General features: G+C 65.0%; 15 protein-coding genes. 7 read left to right on the top strand and 8 right to left on the bottom strand.

Going from position 1 to position 14,904, the window contains the following annotated elements; genetic code table 11:
• The first annotated feature begins 1 nt into the window (after position 1).
• From LJ362_RS05495 to nhaC, 6 genes are read left to right on the top strand one after another with little or no spacing between them, the layout of a single operon-like run.
• Positions 2-1,114 (top strand): ABC transporter permease, encoded by a 1,113-nt coding sequence (locus LJ362_RS05495; RefSeq protein WP_264801124.1) that lies wholly within the window; start codon positions 2-4, stop codon positions 1,112-1,114.
• Positions 1,111-2,043, top strand: a complete 933-nt coding sequence (locus LJ362_RS05490; protein ID WP_264801123.1) for an ABC transporter permease — start codon at positions 1,111-1,113, stop codon at positions 2,041-2,043. Before LJ362_RS05495 ends, LJ362_RS05490 begins: the two co-directional genes overlap by 4 nt.
• Complete coding sequence (locus LJ362_RS05485; RefSeq protein WP_264801122.1) at positions 2,040-2,831, top strand: ABC transporter ATP-binding protein; 792 nt, start codon at positions 2,040-2,042, stop codon at positions 2,829-2,831. The genes LJ362_RS05490 and LJ362_RS05485 overlap by 4 nt, the downstream gene beginning before the upstream one ends.
• Complete coding sequence (locus tag LJ362_RS05480) at positions 2,828-3,658, top strand: ABC transporter ATP-binding protein (protein ID WP_264801121.1); 831 nt, start codon at positions 2,828-2,830, stop codon at positions 3,656-3,658. The genes LJ362_RS05485 and LJ362_RS05480 overlap by 4 nt, the downstream gene beginning before the upstream one ends.
• A gap of 23 nt (positions 3,659-3,681) precedes the next feature.
• On the top strand, positions 3,682-4,824 hold the full coding sequence (iadA, locus tag LJ362_RS05475; protein ID WP_264801120.1) for a beta-aspartyl-peptidase: 1,143 nt from the start codon (positions 3,682-3,684) through the stop codon (positions 4,822-4,824).
• Positions 4,821-6,266 carry a Na+/H+ antiporter NhaC gene (nhaC, locus tag LJ362_RS05470; protein ID WP_264801119.1) on the top strand — a complete coding sequence of 482 codons (1,446 nt, stop codon included), beginning with the start codon at positions 4,821-4,823 and terminating at the stop codon, positions 6,264-6,266. The genes iadA and nhaC overlap by 4 nt, the downstream gene beginning before the upstream one ends.
• Before the next feature lie 50 nt (positions 6,267-6,316).
• Here the strand turns inward: nhaC and LJ362_RS05465 are convergent, their stop codons facing one another.
• Complete coding sequence (locus LJ362_RS05465) at positions 6,317-7,210, bottom strand: helix-turn-helix domain-containing protein (RefSeq protein WP_264801118.1); 894 nt, start codon at positions 7,208-7,210, stop codon at positions 6,317-6,319.
• An 18-nt stretch (positions 7,211-7,228) separates the two neighbouring features.
• Here LJ362_RS05465 and LJ362_RS05460 point away from each other — a divergent pair, with 18 nt between their 5' ends.
• Positions 7,229-7,651 (top strand): VOC family protein, encoded by a 423-nt coding sequence (locus tag LJ362_RS05460; RefSeq protein WP_264801117.1) that lies wholly within the window; start codon positions 7,229-7,231, stop codon positions 7,649-7,651.
• A gap of 29 nt (positions 7,652-7,680) precedes the next feature.
• Here the strand turns inward: LJ362_RS05460 and LJ362_RS05455 are convergent, their stop codons facing one another.
• The 7 genes from LJ362_RS05455 to LJ362_RS05425 all read right to left on the bottom strand — a co-directional run bounded on the left by LJ362_RS05455 (position 7,681) and on the right by LJ362_RS05425 (position 14,584).
• A complete protein-coding gene (locus LJ362_RS05455) occupies positions 7,681-8,265 on the bottom strand; it encodes a hypothetical protein (protein ID WP_264801115.1) in 585 nt (194 codons plus the stop codon).
• A gap of 1 nt (position 8,266) precedes the next feature.
• Positions 8,267-9,805, bottom strand: a complete 1,539-nt coding sequence (locus tag LJ362_RS05450; RefSeq protein WP_264801114.1) for a sodium/proline symporter — start codon at positions 9,803-9,805, stop codon at positions 8,267-8,269.
• A complete protein-coding gene (locus LJ362_RS05445) occupies positions 9,802-10,008 on the bottom strand; it encodes a hypothetical protein (RefSeq protein WP_145996186.1) in 207 nt (68 codons plus the stop codon). The genes LJ362_RS05450 and LJ362_RS05445 overlap by 4 nt, the downstream gene beginning before the upstream one ends.
• Positions 10,009-10,174: 166 nt before the next feature.
• Entirely contained in the window at positions 10,175-11,773 is a 1,599-nt protein-coding gene (locus LJ362_RS05440; RefSeq protein ID WP_264801113.1) for a molybdopterin-dependent oxidoreductase, read from the bottom strand.
• 20 nt (positions 11,774-11,793) lie between these two features.
• Positions 11,794-12,120, bottom strand: coding sequence for a hypothetical protein (locus LJ362_RS05435; protein ID WP_264801112.1), 327 nt, complete (start codon positions 12,118-12,120; stop codon positions 11,794-11,796).
• A gap of 53 nt (positions 12,121-12,173) precedes the next feature.
• Positions 12,174-13,691 carry an aldehyde dehydrogenase family protein gene (locus tag LJ362_RS05430; RefSeq protein WP_264801111.1) on the bottom strand — a complete coding sequence of 506 codons (1,518 nt, stop codon included), beginning with the start codon at positions 13,689-13,691 and terminating at the stop codon, positions 12,174-12,176.
• On the bottom strand, positions 13,688-14,584 hold the full coding sequence (locus LJ362_RS05425; RefSeq protein WP_264801110.1) for a dihydrodipicolinate synthase family protein: 897 nt from the start codon (positions 14,582-14,584) through the stop codon (positions 13,688-13,690). Before LJ362_RS05425 ends, LJ362_RS05430 begins: the two co-directional genes overlap by 4 nt.
• Positions 14,585-14,904: the final 320 nt, after the last annotated feature.

Below are 14,904 nucleotides of genomic sequence, written 5' to 3'. Positions count from 1 at the left end.
GATGGCGGAAGCCACCACAGCACCGCTGGGTACTGATGTCGCGTCCGCTTCCGGTGAGGCGGACGCGGCGCAGCGAGTCAAACCGCCGAAGCTCCACCCTCTGCTCCGGTTCATCCTCATCCGGATCGGGATCTCGATCATCCTGATCTGGGGCGTGACCGTGGTGACGTTCCTGCTCACCAACCTCGTGCCCACCGACCCGGTCGCCGCCATCCTCGGCGACCGGGCCGCGGCAGATCCCGAGATCGTCGCGCAGACACGAGAGAAGCTCGGACTCGACCAACCGCTCCTCGTCCAGTACTTCACGTACCTGGGCAATCTGCTGCAGGGAGATCTCGGAGTCTCCAATCAGACCCGCACACCCGTGCTCGCCTCGATCGGGCAGGTCTTCCCCGCATCGATCGAGCTCGGCATCGGAGCGATTCTCATCTCAGTGATCCTCGGACTCCTGCTCGGTCTGCTCAGTGCTCTCAAACAGAACAGTCTCGTCGACCACGCCATCCGCACCCTCAGCCTCATCGGCATTTCGGCACCGACATTCTGGATAGCCACCGTCGCCTACTTCGTCTTCTTCTTCAAACTTCGAGTCGTCCCCGGCGCCGGACGACTCGACCCGTGGATCACCCCGCCGCCGAAAGTGACCGGCCTCTACACGCTCGACTCCCTCTTGGCGGGACAGATGGCGACCTTCGCCAATGCGCTGGGCCACCTCATTCTGCCGTCGTGCGTGCTCGCCCTCTTCACCATCGGCCTGCTCACACGTTTCAGCCGCTCGAGCGTCCTCGACATCATCAGACTCGACTACGTCACCGCGGCCAAGGCGAAAGGGCTGCCGGCACGGACAGTGGTCTTCAAATACATCTTCCGCGGCGCGCTGGTCCCGATCATCACCGTGGTCGGTCTGGCATTCGGCTCCCTGCTCTCCGGTGCCGTGCTGACTGAGACCGTCTTCGCCTGGAACGGACTCGGCCAATATGCCTACCGCGGAGCGACGACGCTCGACCTGCCCGTCATCATGGGCGTCGGCCTCGTCATCGGCATCGTCTATATCTTCGTGAACTTCATCGTCGACCTGATCTACGGCTTCGTGGATCCGAGAGTGAGGGTGAGATGAGCATCGGCACCCCGAAACAGCCCACCAACGCCCCCACCACCGAGGCGGCCCGCCGCGACCCAGTCGAACCCGGGCTCAAAAGGTGGCAGATCCGCTTCCCGAAGGCCCTGCGCACTCCGCTGGGGATCGTGGGCGCCGGAATTCTCCTGCTCTGGCTGATCGCAGCGATCTTCGCACCGCTCCTCGCCCCATTCGACCCTCTGGCCCAGAACTTCCCGAGGCTCTCGGCTCCCAACGGTGAGAATCTGCTCGGCACCGACACACTGGGCCGAGACGTGCTCTCCCGCATCCTCGTTGCCGCCCGCACCACTCTGCCCGCCGCGGTGTTCGTCGTCATCTGCTCGGCGCTGCTCGGCTCGGTGCTCGGCGCGATCGCCGGATATTTCGGTCGTGCCGTCGACGAGATCATCATGCGCATCGCCGATCTGGTGTTCGCGTTCCCCACGATCATCCTCGCCATGGTCATCGCAGCCGCCCTCGGTCCGGGACTGAAGAACGCGATCATCGCGATCCTGCTCGTCTCCTGGCCGTCCTACGCGCGTGTCACCAGATCGCTGGTGATGACCGCGCGGGGCAGCGAGTACGTCATCGCCGGGCGCCTGCTCGGGTTCAGCGCGGGCAGATCACTGGCCCGTGAAATCGCACCGAACGTCATCTCACCCGTCGTCGTGCTCGCCACCCTCGATGTCGGTTCGGCGATCCTCACCATGGCAGGATTGTCGTTCCTGTCTCTCGGTGCCGTTCCGCCGACCCCCGATTGGGGCGCGATGATCAGCGAAGGCGTCTCTCAGTTCGCGGCCTGGTGGATCGCCTTCTTCCCCGGCCTCTGCATCCTCACCATCGTCATGGCGTTCAACTTCATCGGCGACAGTCTGCGCGACACCCTCGATCCCCATACCGCCCAGGAAGTCGGTGAGACGACCTCATGAGCATGATCAGCATCAGAGACCTCAACCTGTCGGTCACTGCAGGCAAGAAGACCACTCATATCCTCAAAGACGTCTCGTTCGACCTCGAAGCAGGTCGCATCACCGGTGTCGCAGGAGCGTCTGGGTCCGGCAAGACCCAGACCGGTCTGGCCGTCATGGGGCTCTCCCCCGCGGGCGCGGAGCTGAGCGGAAGCATCGACTTCGACGGAGTCGAGCTGGTGGGGATGCCTGTCAAGCAGCACAACCGCCTGCGCGGTGTGCAGCTGTCGATGGTCTTTCAGGATCCGGCCTCGGCGTTCCATCCCATGCTCACGGTCGGCGACCAGATCACCGACCACCTTCGACACCACCAGAAAGTGTCGAAGAAGGCCGCCCTGGCCAAAGCCGTCGAGATCCTCGGCCGAACCAAGGTGCCGCACCCGGAGGAGGCGGTGAAGAAGTATCCGCACCAGTTCTCCGGCGGACAGCTGCAGCGAATCGCCTTCGCCTCGGCGATCATCTGCGATCCGAAGGTGCTCATCGCCGACGAACCGACCACAGCACTCGATGTCACCGTGCAGGCAGGCATCCTCCGGCTGCTGCGTGAACTCTGCGACGATCTCGACCTCGCCGTGCTGCTGGTCACCCACGACTTCGGAGTGCTCTCCTCGGTCGCTGACACCATCGTGGTCATGAAGAACGGCGTCGTCGTCGAAACCGGTGACCGGGAGGCGGTCATCACCGCTCCTCACCACGAATACACGCGTTCGCTCATCGAATCGCTGCCAGGAGCGGAGGTCTCCCCATGACATCGATCGACCAGGCCCCGGCCGCCCCCACCGCTCACTCCCCCGCAGCAGGTGCTCCGCTCCTGGAACTCGATTCCGTGGCATGCGAATACAAGCTCGACGGCGGCGGTCGCTTCCGAGCCGTCAACGGAGTGTCTCTGCAGTTGGGTCGCTCGGAGGTGCTCGGGCTCGTCGGCGAATCCGGCTGCGGCAAATCGACGCTGGCCAAACTCATCTGCGGGTTGGAGAAGCCGGCAGACGGCTCCATCACCTTCGACGGCAATCCGGTCAGAGCGCTCGGGCTGAAGAAGAGAGCGAAGGAACTGCTCGGCATTCAGATGGTCTTCCAGAACCCCTACGCGTCGCTCAATCCGCGCAGGCGGATCCGCGACCAGCTCGACGATGCGCTGGCGCTCAACCCTGACGGCACGTGGACCGTCGAATCGCTGTTGGACGCCGTCGACCTGCCGGCCGACTCCGCACAGCGCTATTCGCATTCGTTCTCCGGCGGACAGAGACAACGTATCGCCATCGCTCGTGCCCTGGCTGCAGGTCCGAAAGTGCTCGTCGGTGATGAACCCATCGCTTCACTCGATGCGTTCCTCCAAGCGCGGATCGCTCGCATGATGCGCGACCTCGCCATCGACTCCGGCGCCTCGATGATCTTCATCAGCCACGATCTCTCGGTCGTTCGCGATATCGCAGACAGGGTCGCAGTGATGGAAGCGGGTAGGATCGTCGAGGTCGGTTCGACGGAACAGATCTGGAACGATCCGAACCACCCCTATACACAGAAACTCCTCGCTGCCATCCCGAAGGTGGACGGCAAGGGGTTCATACCTGGTTAGCCACGACAAGGAGAGGACATGACATGGTGATATTGCTGCAAGGGGCCGAAGTCTTCGCCCCGGAACGACTCGGTCAGCAGGACATTCTCATCGAGGGGCAGCAGATCACCTACATCGGGGAGGTCCCCGTCGAAGCGGTGACCGACCTGCCGCATGCCTCTGTCATCGATGCCCGCGGTCTGACCGCCGTGCCGGGGTTCATCGACCCGCACGTCCACATCGCCGGTGGCGGTGGTGAGGGCGGATACGCCAATCGCACCCCGGAGATCCTCGTCAGCGACATCGTCAGCGCCGGGGTGACCACAGTCGTCGGCTGCTTGGGCACCGACGGTGTGACTCGCAGCCACGCGGATCTCCTTGCCAAGGCCCGCGCGCTCGAGGCCGACGGCATCTCCACATATATCTACACAGGCAGTTACCAGGTCCCGGCACGAACGCTGACCGGCACCGTCGTCGACGATGTCGTCCTCATCGACAAAGTCATCGGCGTCGGCGAGGTAGCGATCTCGGATCGGCGTTCCTTCCAACCGACGGTAGAAGCATTGGCCGAGCTCGTCAGCCACAGCCATGTCGGTGGTCTGCTCAGCGGCAAAGCGGGCGTCACCCACTTCCATGTCGGACCGTACTGGTCGCGTCTGGCCCCTCTGCACCGGCTGCTCGACGAGTACCCGATCGCCCCGCAGGCCGTCTATGCCACTCACATCACCAGGAGCACCGAGCTTCTGGCCGATGCGGTGAGCCTCGCAGCCAAGGGCGCCACCGTTGACATGACCGCGGGCTCGACGACCGCAGAGTCGGTCAGAGACTACATCGAACTCGGCGGCGACCTCACCCGACTCACTCTGTCGTCTGACGCCAACGGCAGTCTGCCCGAATTCGACGCGCACGGGCGGCTGATCGGCTTGGAAGTGGCCAAGCAGGCCACCCTCTTCGAACAGGTGTGGGAGTGTGCCGAATTGCCCGGTATGGACCTGTCTCAGGCCCTCTCCCTCGTCACCTCCAATACGGCTGATGCTCTCGTGCTCGGGCACAAGGGCCGTCTCCGAAGCGGGTGCGACGCCGACGTCCTCCTCACCGATGACGAACACACCATCCGACTCGCCTTTTCCCGGGGACGCGAGATCGTCCGCGACGGCGAACCCCAGATCCGAGGAACTTTCGAATGAGCCGCGAACCCGGCACCACGACGACCCACACGGCCGACGTCGAGGAGAAGCTCCCGCCGCTGGGATGGTCTCTGGTTCCCCTGGGCGCGATGCTCGTGCTGCTGGCTGTGGGCTACGGCGTCCTCGGCCTCGCCCCGGAGCCGCTGTTGATCCTGTCTGCGATCATCGCCGGCTTGGTGGCTCTGCGCATGGGGCTGTCCTGGGAGGATATGCTACTGGGGATCAGAGAGAAGCTCGATACGGCGATGCCGGCTCTGCTTGTGCTCATCTCCATCGGCATCCTCATCGGCACATGGATGATCGCCGGGACCATTCCGATGATGATCTACTACGGTCTCGGCCTCATCAGCGCGAAGTTCATCGTCCTCATCGCCTTCGTCATCTCGGCGATCGTCTCGGTCATCACGGGAACGTCCTGGGGTTCGGCCGGAACAGTGGGCGTGGCTCTCATGGGCATCGCCACGGGCCTCGACGCCCCGCTGGCAGCGACAGCAGGAGCGATTGTCGCGGGCGCGTACTTCGGCGACAAGCTGTCTCCACTGTCGGATACGACGAATTTGGCACCGATAGCTGCGGGAACCACCCTCTGGGAGCACATTCGCCACATGCTATACACCACGATTCCAGCCACACTCGTGGCGCTGGCGCTCTACCTGTCCGTCGGCATCAATCAGCACTCAGGAAGCACCGATTCGGACCAGATCAGCGCCGTCACAGGTACCTTGGACGGCCTGTTCTCCTTCAACGTTCTCCTGCTTCTGCCGATGGTCATCGTCCTCGCCGGAGCCGTGCTCAAACTGCCGACGCTGCCGACGATCATCGGATCGTCACTTGCAGCGGGGATCCTTGCGGCGATCTTCCAGAAGGTCAGCGTCGAATCGATCTTCGCCTCGACGGTCGACGGATTCACCCCGAACATGCTCGAAGTCGGGCCCTCAACGCTCGAGAGTCTGGACCCCGATGTCGTCGAGTTGGTGTCGCAGGGCGGGATGGCGTCGATGACCGGTGTCATCCTCATCGCGTTCAGCGCCTTCGCGTTCGCCGGAATAATGTCGCGGTCCGGTGCTCTCGAAACCATCATCCGCTCGCTGTTGAAGTTCGTGAAGCGCACGGGAGACCTCGTTCTCTCAACTGTCCTGTCATGCATCACGATGGCCGTCGTGACCGGCAACTCCTACCTCTCGATCATCGTGCCGGGGGAACTGTTCAAGAGGGCCTACGCCGACCGCGGCCTGGATGCCAAGAACCTCTCGCGCACCCTCGAGGACTCCGGCACCGTCATCGTTCCACTCATTCCGTGGTCCTCAGCGGGCGTCTACATGGCAGGAGTCCTTGGGGTCTCCGTCCTCGACTACGCACCGTGGGCGGTGTTCTGCTATGTCGGCTTCGCGTTCGCCATCATCCTCGGCTACACCGGGTTCGGCATCGCCAAACGTCGCTGAGACGCCTGATCGGATGGTCTTTCCTCGACGTTTCCGGGCCACTTTCAATTTCAGCTGATGCGCGCCGACTTCCGCTGCGCGTACTCGGCCGGACTGAAGCCGGTGACGCGAACGAAATCCGTGCTGAAATGCGATTGATCGAACCATCCGAAGTGTGCGCCGAGGTCGGCCAGAGTTCCGTCCCACCCGCGGTCGATCGCTGCGACCGCGTCGATGATCCGTGCCCTGGCCAAGACCTTCTTCACCCCGACTCCGCAGAAGCTGCTGAACATCCGCTGCAGTGTACGCTCACCGATATCGGCTCTCTCCGCGAGGACCTTCAGGCTCACGACTTCGGAGTCGGACAGGATGTCGAGCACCCGTTTCAGCCGTTCGAACGACGGGGTCATCTGCGGCCGCCAGGACAGCAGCCAGCTTTCCACCGAAGCGGCCAATTCGCTGAAGTCGGGCGTCCCGGCTCTCTGCGACTGAGCAAACATCTCAGAGAGTCCGAGGTCGTCATCCAACCTCGGAAACCACAGTTCGGCAGGGACGGTCGAATCACGGATGCTCGCCGGCTTCTCCTCGGAGAACGCCAGTGTCGCACCCGGCTGAAAGTTCACGCCGAAGACTCCGCCGCGTCCGAAGATTCCCACATCGAAGCGACGTTTGGTGACCGGACCGGTCACCCATGCCCCAGGCCCGTCCACGTGCGCCCGCCGGCTGTCGCCGAACTCGAAGGTCAGATGGATGGTCGGTTCGGACAAAGTCGCCGTCTGATAGCTCTCGCCCTCCGGCAGATCCCACTCGACGGCCCAATAGCGTTTGACGAAGGGGCGCAGGCGCTCGGCGACGACACGAACGGACGAATAGCGCGCATGCTCGAGCATCTCCCCCGGCTTGAGCACACGTCCGAAGAAGTGCTGCGGCAGTGACGCATTTTTCCTAGTGACGTCGTCGTCCATGGCACAAGAATGTCAGACATGACTGAAACACAGAAGACCGACACCGCCTCGACCACCGCCGACAACTCCACCACAGCACCCGTCGCTACACTGGCGATGGTCACCCTCGACGCCCCGAACGCTGCCGTTCTCGGGGAGTTCTACTCTTCAGTCCTCGGGTGGCCCATCGCCTATTCGGACGAGAACTATGCCATGCTCACCGGTCCCAGCCATGCACTGGGCATCGGCACGATCCCGGACTACCAGCGACCGAGCTGGCCCGACGACGGACACAAGCAGTTCCACCTCGACCTCGCCGCCGACGACATCCATGCGGCAGCCGATCGCTGCGTCGAACTCGGAGCCACCCGAGCCGAACCGCAGCCTGGTGAGACCTGGGTCGTGCTCCTCGATCCCGCCGGTCATCCGTTCTGCATCTCGGACGCGAAGAACTGGGGCTGAGCATCTCCGCAGACCTGACAGCCGAGCTCTCAACTCCGTCCGACCTTGTCCACCCGCACGATGTAGTGAGACCCGTCGAGACCATCGACGAGGATCGTCGCCTCATGCCTCGCATTCCCTCCGGAGACGATCCAGTTGGGCTTGAGCACTCCGCGCAGACCGCTGGCAGGAGTGATCTCGATGCCCATTCCGAGCTTCACCGTCTTGACGACCTTCGCACGTGCCAATGATCGCGCGGTCCGCTCCGCCTCGTCTCGGGTCGGCAGCGGTCCCGACTGCTCGCCGATCAGACGGGGCCACTCCGTTGATCCAGCCGTGTCGCCGCGAGGGGTGAAGTCGGCGATCATGCCCCTGCCCGAAACGGCGTTGACGAGCACATTCATCCGCTGCCCCGGCCCGGATGCGCTTCTACGGAAGAGTCCGCGGGTGCGCACATCGAGGGCGGCCCACCAGAACGGATGATGCACCGCTTTGACCTCGGCGAGCGCGTCAGGGAGTTTGCGCTGGAAGACGGCGAGCGCCTCGGCGGCGGTGACGTGCGGGTCCATCCGCACCGGACCCTCAGTCTGCAGATCCGGGCCGACCGGGCGCCCGGTTCCGATCTCGGCACTCATCTCAGACGTCCTTCGGAACCTGACCGGCCAGGGAATCGTTCTGACCAGTGAGCATGTGTGCTGGGATCGCGCCGATCTTGTCGGTCTCCTTCATCGCCTCGAGGACGTGGGCCGGCACCGGATGCGAACGCTGAGTGGCCAGGGAGACGAGGATGAGTGCCAGCGTCGAGCACACGATGCCGACTCCCATCGGGTCGACACCGGTGACGTCGACGAGTCCCGTCAGCTGCCACACGACAGACGACACGGTGCCGGCGATCATCGACCAGATGGCTCCGGGCACATTCGCCTTCTTCCACCAGGCGGCGGCGATGTAGACGGGGACGAACGCGGCACCGAGCACCGTGGTCGAGAAGATGACCACCTCGGCGACGGCCGGCGGATCGTTCACGGCGACGAAGTAGCCGATGATCGCCAGTACGAGGACGGTGAACCGGGAGACCCAGACGGACTGCTGGTCGGACATGTCCTTCTTGAAGAAGCGCTGGAACAGATCCTGGCTGGCGATCGTGCCCGACTGCAGCAGCAGAGCGTCGGCTGTGGACATGATCGCAGCCATGATTCCGGCCATGACGATGCCCACGGCGAAGTTCGGCAGGACAGTGTCTGCGACTTCGAAGACCGCGAGCTCCGGATTGTCCAGAGTCGGCAGCAGGACGAGCGCCATGATGCCGACGATGTAGGGAGCGGGGATGAACAGCAGATTGAAGCCGGTGGCGTAGAGGCTGGCGCGCCTGGCCACCGAGGGCCGCTTCATCGCCATATGGCTGACGTTGACATGCGGCCAGCCCATGTACCCGATGGAGAAGACGAGGACGGCGCCGACGATGACTCCCCATTGGACGGATTCGATCCCGTCCGGTCCCCACATGGTCAGCAGATTCGGGTTGATCTGTCCGACCGCCTCGTTGCCGGCAGTCCACCCACCCACGGCCTGCAGACATCCGATGAGGATCCACACCATGCCGATGAGCATGACGATCGCCTGCACGAAGTCGGTGTAGGCCACGGCGAGGTAGCCGCCGAGGAAGGTGTAGAAGACGATGACGCCGACGGCGATGAGCAGCGCCCACGCGTAGGGAATGCCGGTGACCATCTCGAGTCCGCGCCCGCCGGCGATGAACTGACTCATCACGTAGAAGAAGATGCAGAACAGGGCGACCGGTGCGGCGATCGCGCGGATCCACTTCGACGGATACCGATGTTCGAGGTATTCGATCGAGGTGAGCGACCCGAGGATCTGGGAGAGCTTGCGCATCCGCCTGCCCAGAATGGAGAGGTTGAGGACACCGCCGCCGATGTCGCCCATCGCGTACCACAGAGAGAAGTATCCCTTCGTGTACGCCAGCGATCCCGCACCGAGGAACATGTACCCCGACATCGACGACGACTGCAGGCGCAGAGCCGTGACCGCAGCGCCCAGGCTGCGACCGCCGAGCAGATATCCCTCGCTGCCCTTCGAACCGATCTTGAGCGTCCACACGCCGATCCCGGCCATGGCGATGAAGTAGATGACGAGGAACCAGGTCTCGATGTTCATGCCGCTCCCCCGTTTCCATTCGCCGAGGCGGCCCCGCCGTCTCGTCCGTCCGCTCCGTTCGCGGTTCTCGCCAGGGCCTGATCCTCAGCCACGTCCTCGGCCTTCCAACCACGGGAGAGGAAGACGAAGACGAGGGTGTAGATCACCCAGATCGCGGGGATGCCGACGATGATGACGACCGTCGCCGTCGGAAGACCGAACACGTTGACCACCTCGTTGTGATGCGGGAATACAGATGATGTGAGTGAGATTACAAGTTATCGCGAGAAGCCTGAGACTGCCGCGCCGAGTTCGCATGGTGGGAATGCGGGGTACGACTGTCTCACCGACCTGTCGGTCCGATGCGCAGGTCCGTTCCGCAGCGCGGCCTCACTCGACGGTGAACTGGCGCTCGTGGAGTCCCGTCGCGGCACCCGGAATAGCGGGCCGGCGTTCCGAGGTCTGCACGTTTCCGTCCTGATCGACCGCGCGCACGCTGACCGTATGCGTGCCGGTGCTCAGTCCCGTGTGCTCGCACCGCCACTGGCGCCAGGTGTCGGCGGTGAGTTCCTCGTTGAGTTCCGCTTCCGCCCAGTCGCCGTTGTCGATGCGCACCTGCACCTTCTCGATACCTGTGTGCTGCGCCCAGGCCATGCCTGCGGTGACGACCCGGTCGCCGCTCGTGGGCGTGACAGTGGCCCCGGGGCGGGGCACGTCGATGCGCGAGGCCACCAGCACGGGTCCGTGCGTGGCCCAGCCGCGTGTCGTCCAATACGCCTCTTTGTCCGCGAACCGGGTGACTTCGAGGTCGGTCACCCATTTCGTGGCCGAGACGTACCCGTAGAGTCCGGGGACGACCAGGCGTGCCGGGTATCCGTGGTCGCGGGGAAGAGCATGACCGTTCATGGCCACGGCCAGCAGGGCCGCGCGATCGTCGGTGAGCACTTCGAGTGGGGTGGAGGCGGTGAATCCGTCATCGGATCCGGAGATCACCATGTCCGCGCCGGAGTGCGGTTTCGCCCGTGCCAGCAGGTCCCGGATCGGATAGCCCAGCCATTTCGCGTTGCCCACCAGGTCGCCGCCGACCTCGTTCGAGACGCACGCCAGGGTCACATAGTGCTCCTGGAGCGGGAGGTCGAGAAGTTCGGCCATCGTGATCGTGAACTCGTGCTCGACCATGCCGTGGACGCGCAGCATCCACGTTCCCGCGTCGATCGACGGCGGGAAGAGCGCTGTGTCGATGCGGTAGAAATCCTGGGTCTCCGTGACCAGCGGGGTCAGTCCGGGCACGTCGAGTTCCGCTCCGGTGGGAATCTCCGGCGCCGAGGCGGCCGGTCGCGGGAGGACGAGCTTCGTCACCGTTCCTGCCGCACTGCGGGCCAGTGTGGCCGCGGACTGCCCGGCCGCGACGGCGGCGATGCCGACCGCGCTCAGTCCCGCGGCCAGCCCGAAGAAGGCCCGTCGACCCGGCCTGGCCGGAGTTCGATGCTGCGTGTCGGCTCCGGCGTCCTCGGTGTCGGAGCGAGCCTCAGTGCCTCCACCGGTGCGAGCCGGGACAGTCGCGAGGTGGAGGAGGACGAGGAAGGCTGCGGCCCCGGCGGCGATTCCGCCGAGACTCGGCAGGGTGGCCACAAGCCCGGCACCGGAGCTGAAGCCGACGACGGCAGGCAGCAGGCCGAAACCGATGAGCAGGACGAGCGCCAGACCGCGCCGGCGAGCGCCGATCCACCCGATGATCGCACCGCACCCCGCCCCTCCTGCCACGATGGTGATGACGAGGGCGAATTTGTCGTGAGTGCCGAAGACCGCGATCGCGGACTTGATGAGCACGGTCGGCATCAGCGGGATGAGTGCCTGGCCGATGAGCAGAGCAGGAGCCGACGCCACGTCCAGGCTGCGGGCGATGAGTTCGGCCGTGCCGAAATAGATGAGTGTCGCAACGACCCCGGCGAGCACAGAGGGCCACGTGCGCTGCGTGCTCCCCACCATGCCCTCCTTCTCCCCCATGCTCAGGCCAGGTTTCGACGCAGGCGCACGGCCGCCTCGGTGAGGTCGCTGGTGCGGTTCTCGCGATCGGGTTCGGGCAGTGCCTGAGCAGAACGCAGTCCGTGTTCGAGGAGCACGACGACCTGGTCGGCGAGAGTCTGATCTCCGAGTTCGGGGACCGGCCGGGCCTCGGAGCCGATCCATGAGAACTCGGCCAGGGCCTCACGGATGACTGCACGTCTGCTCGGTGCCGGTAGGGCCGCCTCGTCGAGTTGGGCAGTGGTCAGGGAGATGATCCGGATGCGCAGACGGCGCACCTCGGTCTCGAGTTCCGCCGCTGCCGTGGTCATGGACACATGATAGTCCTCGTCGATGGGAACAGCGGCGGAACCTCAGACGATGATCAGGTGTCGGCCACCCAGACGGTCATGGTCTCCTGATAGGTGTCCAGGGCTTCCGGGCCGTTGTCGCGGCCCCAGAATCCGGACTGTCGCAGTCCGCCGAACGGGGTGGCTTCGGTGCCTTCGCTGTAGCCGTTGATCGCGAGGGTGCCCACGCGGATCCGGCTCGCCCACCACCGCACTCGGGCGATGTCCTCGCACCACACGCTCGACGCCAGCCCATAGGATTCGCCGTTGATGAGGTCCACAGCGTCGTCGCGGCTGGTGCGTCGCAGCAGCTGGGTCACGGGGCCGAAGATCTCGCCGCGACCGAGTTCGCTGTCATCGGGCACGCCTTCGATGACGGTCGGCGGGTACCAGGTGCCGGTGTCGGGGACGTCGGCACGGGTGTTGAGGATCCGCGCTCCCTTCTCCACGGCTTCGTCGACCCAGGCGGTGATGCGATCGCGGGCGCGAGCATTGATCACCGGGCCGACGTCCGCATCGGCGTCGAACGGATCGCCGACGGTGAGTGCCTCGGTCGCGGTGATGAGTGCGGTGCGGAACTCGGCGAACCTCTCGTCATCGTCGCCGACGTAGATCACCCGAGAGGCGGCGGTGCAGTTCTGGCCGCTGGTGCCGAAGGACGCACCGGCGATGTCGGCGGCGATCGCCTCGAAATCCGTGGCGTGTGCGGAGTCGACGATATAACCGGCCCGTCCGCCGAGTTCGAGGGACACCTTCTTGAGGTTCGAACGGGCCGAGGACTCGAGGAAGGACCTGCCGACGGGTCCCGAACCGGTGAAGGTGAGCACGTCGATCTCGTTGTGCAGACCCATCGCGGCGCCGATCGCTGAGCCGGTGCCGGTGAGGACGTTGAGAATGCCGTCGGGCACCCCTGCCTCGGTGGCGAGCCTGGCGAGGTGGAGGGCGCTGAGCGTCGATTCCTCAGAGGTCTTGACGACCATCGCATTCCCGGCGGCCAGCGCCGGGGCGATCTTCCAGCCGAGCATGGCCACGGGATAGTTCCACGGCAGGATCGCTCCGACGACCCCGCTGGGCACCTTCGTCACCCAGCCCCAACCGTCAGGATTCTGGAGGTAGCGTCCGTCGTCGCGCGAGATGAGGTCGGCGCTCAGTCTGAGGTTCGCGGCGACATCGGGGACGTCTTCCTCGACGCTGCCGAGGGCGACCTTTCCGGCTTCGATGCCGTCGAGGTAGGCGATCTCTGCGGCATCGGCTTCGACGAGGTCGGCGAGGCGACGCAGCACCCGCGCCCGCAGCTTCGCGTCTCCTGCCCAGTCGGCCTCGTCGAAGGCGGTGCGCGCTGTGGCGACGGTGTCATCGAGCTGCTGAACGCTGGCTGCGGACAGGCTTCCGATCACTGTTCCGTCGCTCGGTGAGATGAGACCGATCTCGTCGCCGGTGCCGGTGACGGCGCGGCCGCCGATCCACTGTCCGAAATTGCCGTCGATGATGGCCCGAAGCGCGGTTCGACCGCGGTCGACGAGGGTGCTGTCAGTTGAAGTCGTAGTGCTCATGCTGCGTGTTTCCTCTCCAGTTCGGCGATCGCGTCGAGCAGCGACGCCAATGAGGCGGGACCGGCGGTCGGCAGGGGTGGGCGCACGGGTCCCTGTTCTCGTCCGGAATGGCTGAGCGCCTGTTTGATGAGTGAGATGAAGGCGGAGTCGCCCTCGATGAGTCCGAGGGCATGCCCGAGGCTTCTCCATAGGTCGACGGCGCAGGCCCAATCACCGCTGTCGGCCAGCTCCCACAGTCTCTGGCAGTGATCGGGCAGCAGCCACGCCGAGGCCGCCACCCAGCCGCTGGCGCCCTGGGCGAAGCCCTCGAGGGCGATTCCGTCGGCCCCGACGAAGATCTCGGTGTCCTCGCCGAGGCGGTCGCGCAGCTCCCGGATCCGTGTGGCTTCGCCGGAGGTCTCTTTGACGCTCCAGAGTCGGCCGGTGTGCTGGAGCGCGGCGAGGTGGTCCGGGAGCAGATCGGTGCCGGTGGAGTGGGGATTGTTGTAGACCATGACCGGCAGTTCGGACGCGGTCAGCACCGGGTGCAAGGCGGCGATGACGGCGTCTGGTTCGAGTCCGCCGTAGAAGGGAGGAGTGACCATGACGGCATCGGCGCCCCAGCCGGCGGCATCCGAGATCTGGGCCGACATCTGCGCGGGAGTGTAGGCCATACAGCCGATGACCACGTGCGCCCGACCGTCGACGGCGGAGACGATGGTCTTGATCTGCGCTTCCCGCTCAGCGGCGCTGAGTGCCAGCGCCTCCCCCGTGGCGCCGAGGCCGAGAAGCCCGGTCACTCCTGAGGCGAGCACCTCCTCGACGCGACCGCCCAGGGCGTCGAGGTTCTGGTCTCCGTCGTCGGAGTAGGGGGTCGTCGGAACGGCGAACACACCGCGCATCGGATTCGTCATCGAATCGTCCTCTCAGGCCATGAGGTCATTGGTCCGCGCTTCATCGATGAAGACGGTCCGCCGACGCTTCTCGTCGGTATCTCAGACGATAGGCAGGAAAGTGATCACAAGCAATGGGGAGAACGCTGATCGCCTGATTTCCCGTCGTTCAAGGGCGCGCGCGAATTTCGCACGGCGTACCTGCCGATAACTGCGCGCCGCCTTGAACGACGGGCGTTTCCTGCGGGAACGGCCGCCTCGGAGGGGGCCCTGCCACCTCGGCGGGGTCCGGCCGCCTTGCCCCGGCGGGAACGACGAAGGGCGGACCCCCACCTTGGGGA

The sequence above is a fragment of the Brevibacterium sp. JSBI002 genome (assembly GCF_026013965.1).
GTDB lineage: Bacteria > Actinomycetota > Actinomycetes > Actinomycetales > Brevibacteriaceae > Brevibacterium.
Note: the sequence above shows the minus strand (reverse complement) of the source record. Positions and strands in the feature narration are given on the sequence as shown.

Excerpts from the sequence above, each read along its gene's own strand:
- LJ362_RS05495 (WP_264801124.1), top strand. The coding sequence starts at position 2 with ATGGCGGAAGCCACCACAGCACCGCTGGGTACTGATGTCGCGTCCGCT.
- LJ362_RS05490 (WP_264801123.1), top strand. The coding sequence starts at position 1,111 with ATGAGCATCGGCACCCCGAAACAGCCCACCAACGCCCCCACCACCGAG.
- LJ362_RS05485 (WP_264801122.1), top strand. The coding sequence starts at position 2,040 with ATGAGCATGATCAGCATCAGAGACCTCAACCTGTCGGTCACTGCAGGC.
- LJ362_RS05480 (WP_264801121.1), top strand. The coding sequence starts at position 2,828 with ATGACATCGATCGACCAGGCCCCGGCCGCCCCCACCGCTCACTCCCCC.
- iadA (WP_264801120.1), top strand. The coding sequence starts at position 3,682 with ATGGTGATATTGCTGCAAGGGGCCGAAGTCTTCGCCCCGGAACGACTC.
- nhaC (WP_264801119.1), top strand. The coding sequence starts at position 4,821 with ATGAGCCGCGAACCCGGCACCACGACGACCCACACGGCCGACGTCGAG.
- LJ362_RS05465 (WP_264801118.1), bottom strand. The coding sequence starts at position 7,210 with ATGGACGACGACGTCACTAGGAAAAATGCGTCACTGCCGCAGCACTTC.
- LJ362_RS05460 (WP_264801117.1), top strand. The coding sequence starts at position 7,229 with ATGACTGAAACACAGAAGACCGACACCGCCTCGACCACCGCCGACAAC.
- LJ362_RS05455 (WP_264801115.1), bottom strand. The coding sequence starts at position 8,265 with ATGAGTGCCGAGATCGGAACCGGGCGCCCGGTCGGCCCGGATCTGCAG.
- LJ362_RS05450 (WP_264801114.1), bottom strand. The coding sequence starts at position 9,805 with ATGAACATCGAGACCTGGTTCCTCGTCATCTACTTCATCGCCATGGCC.
- LJ362_RS05440 (WP_264801113.1), bottom strand. The coding sequence starts at position 11,773 with ATGGTGGGGAGCACGCAGCGCACGTGGCCCTCTGTGCTCGCCGGGGTC.
- LJ362_RS05435 (WP_264801112.1), bottom strand. The coding sequence starts at position 12,120 with ATGACCACGGCAGCGGCGGAACTCGAGACCGAGGTGCGCCGTCTGCGC.
- LJ362_RS05430 (WP_264801111.1), bottom strand. The coding sequence starts at position 13,691 with ATGAGCACTACGACTTCAACTGACAGCACCCTCGTCGACCGCGGTCGA.
- LJ362_RS05425 (WP_264801110.1), bottom strand. The coding sequence starts at position 14,584 with ATGACGAATCCGATGCGCGGTGTGTTCGCCGTTCCGACGACCCCCTAC.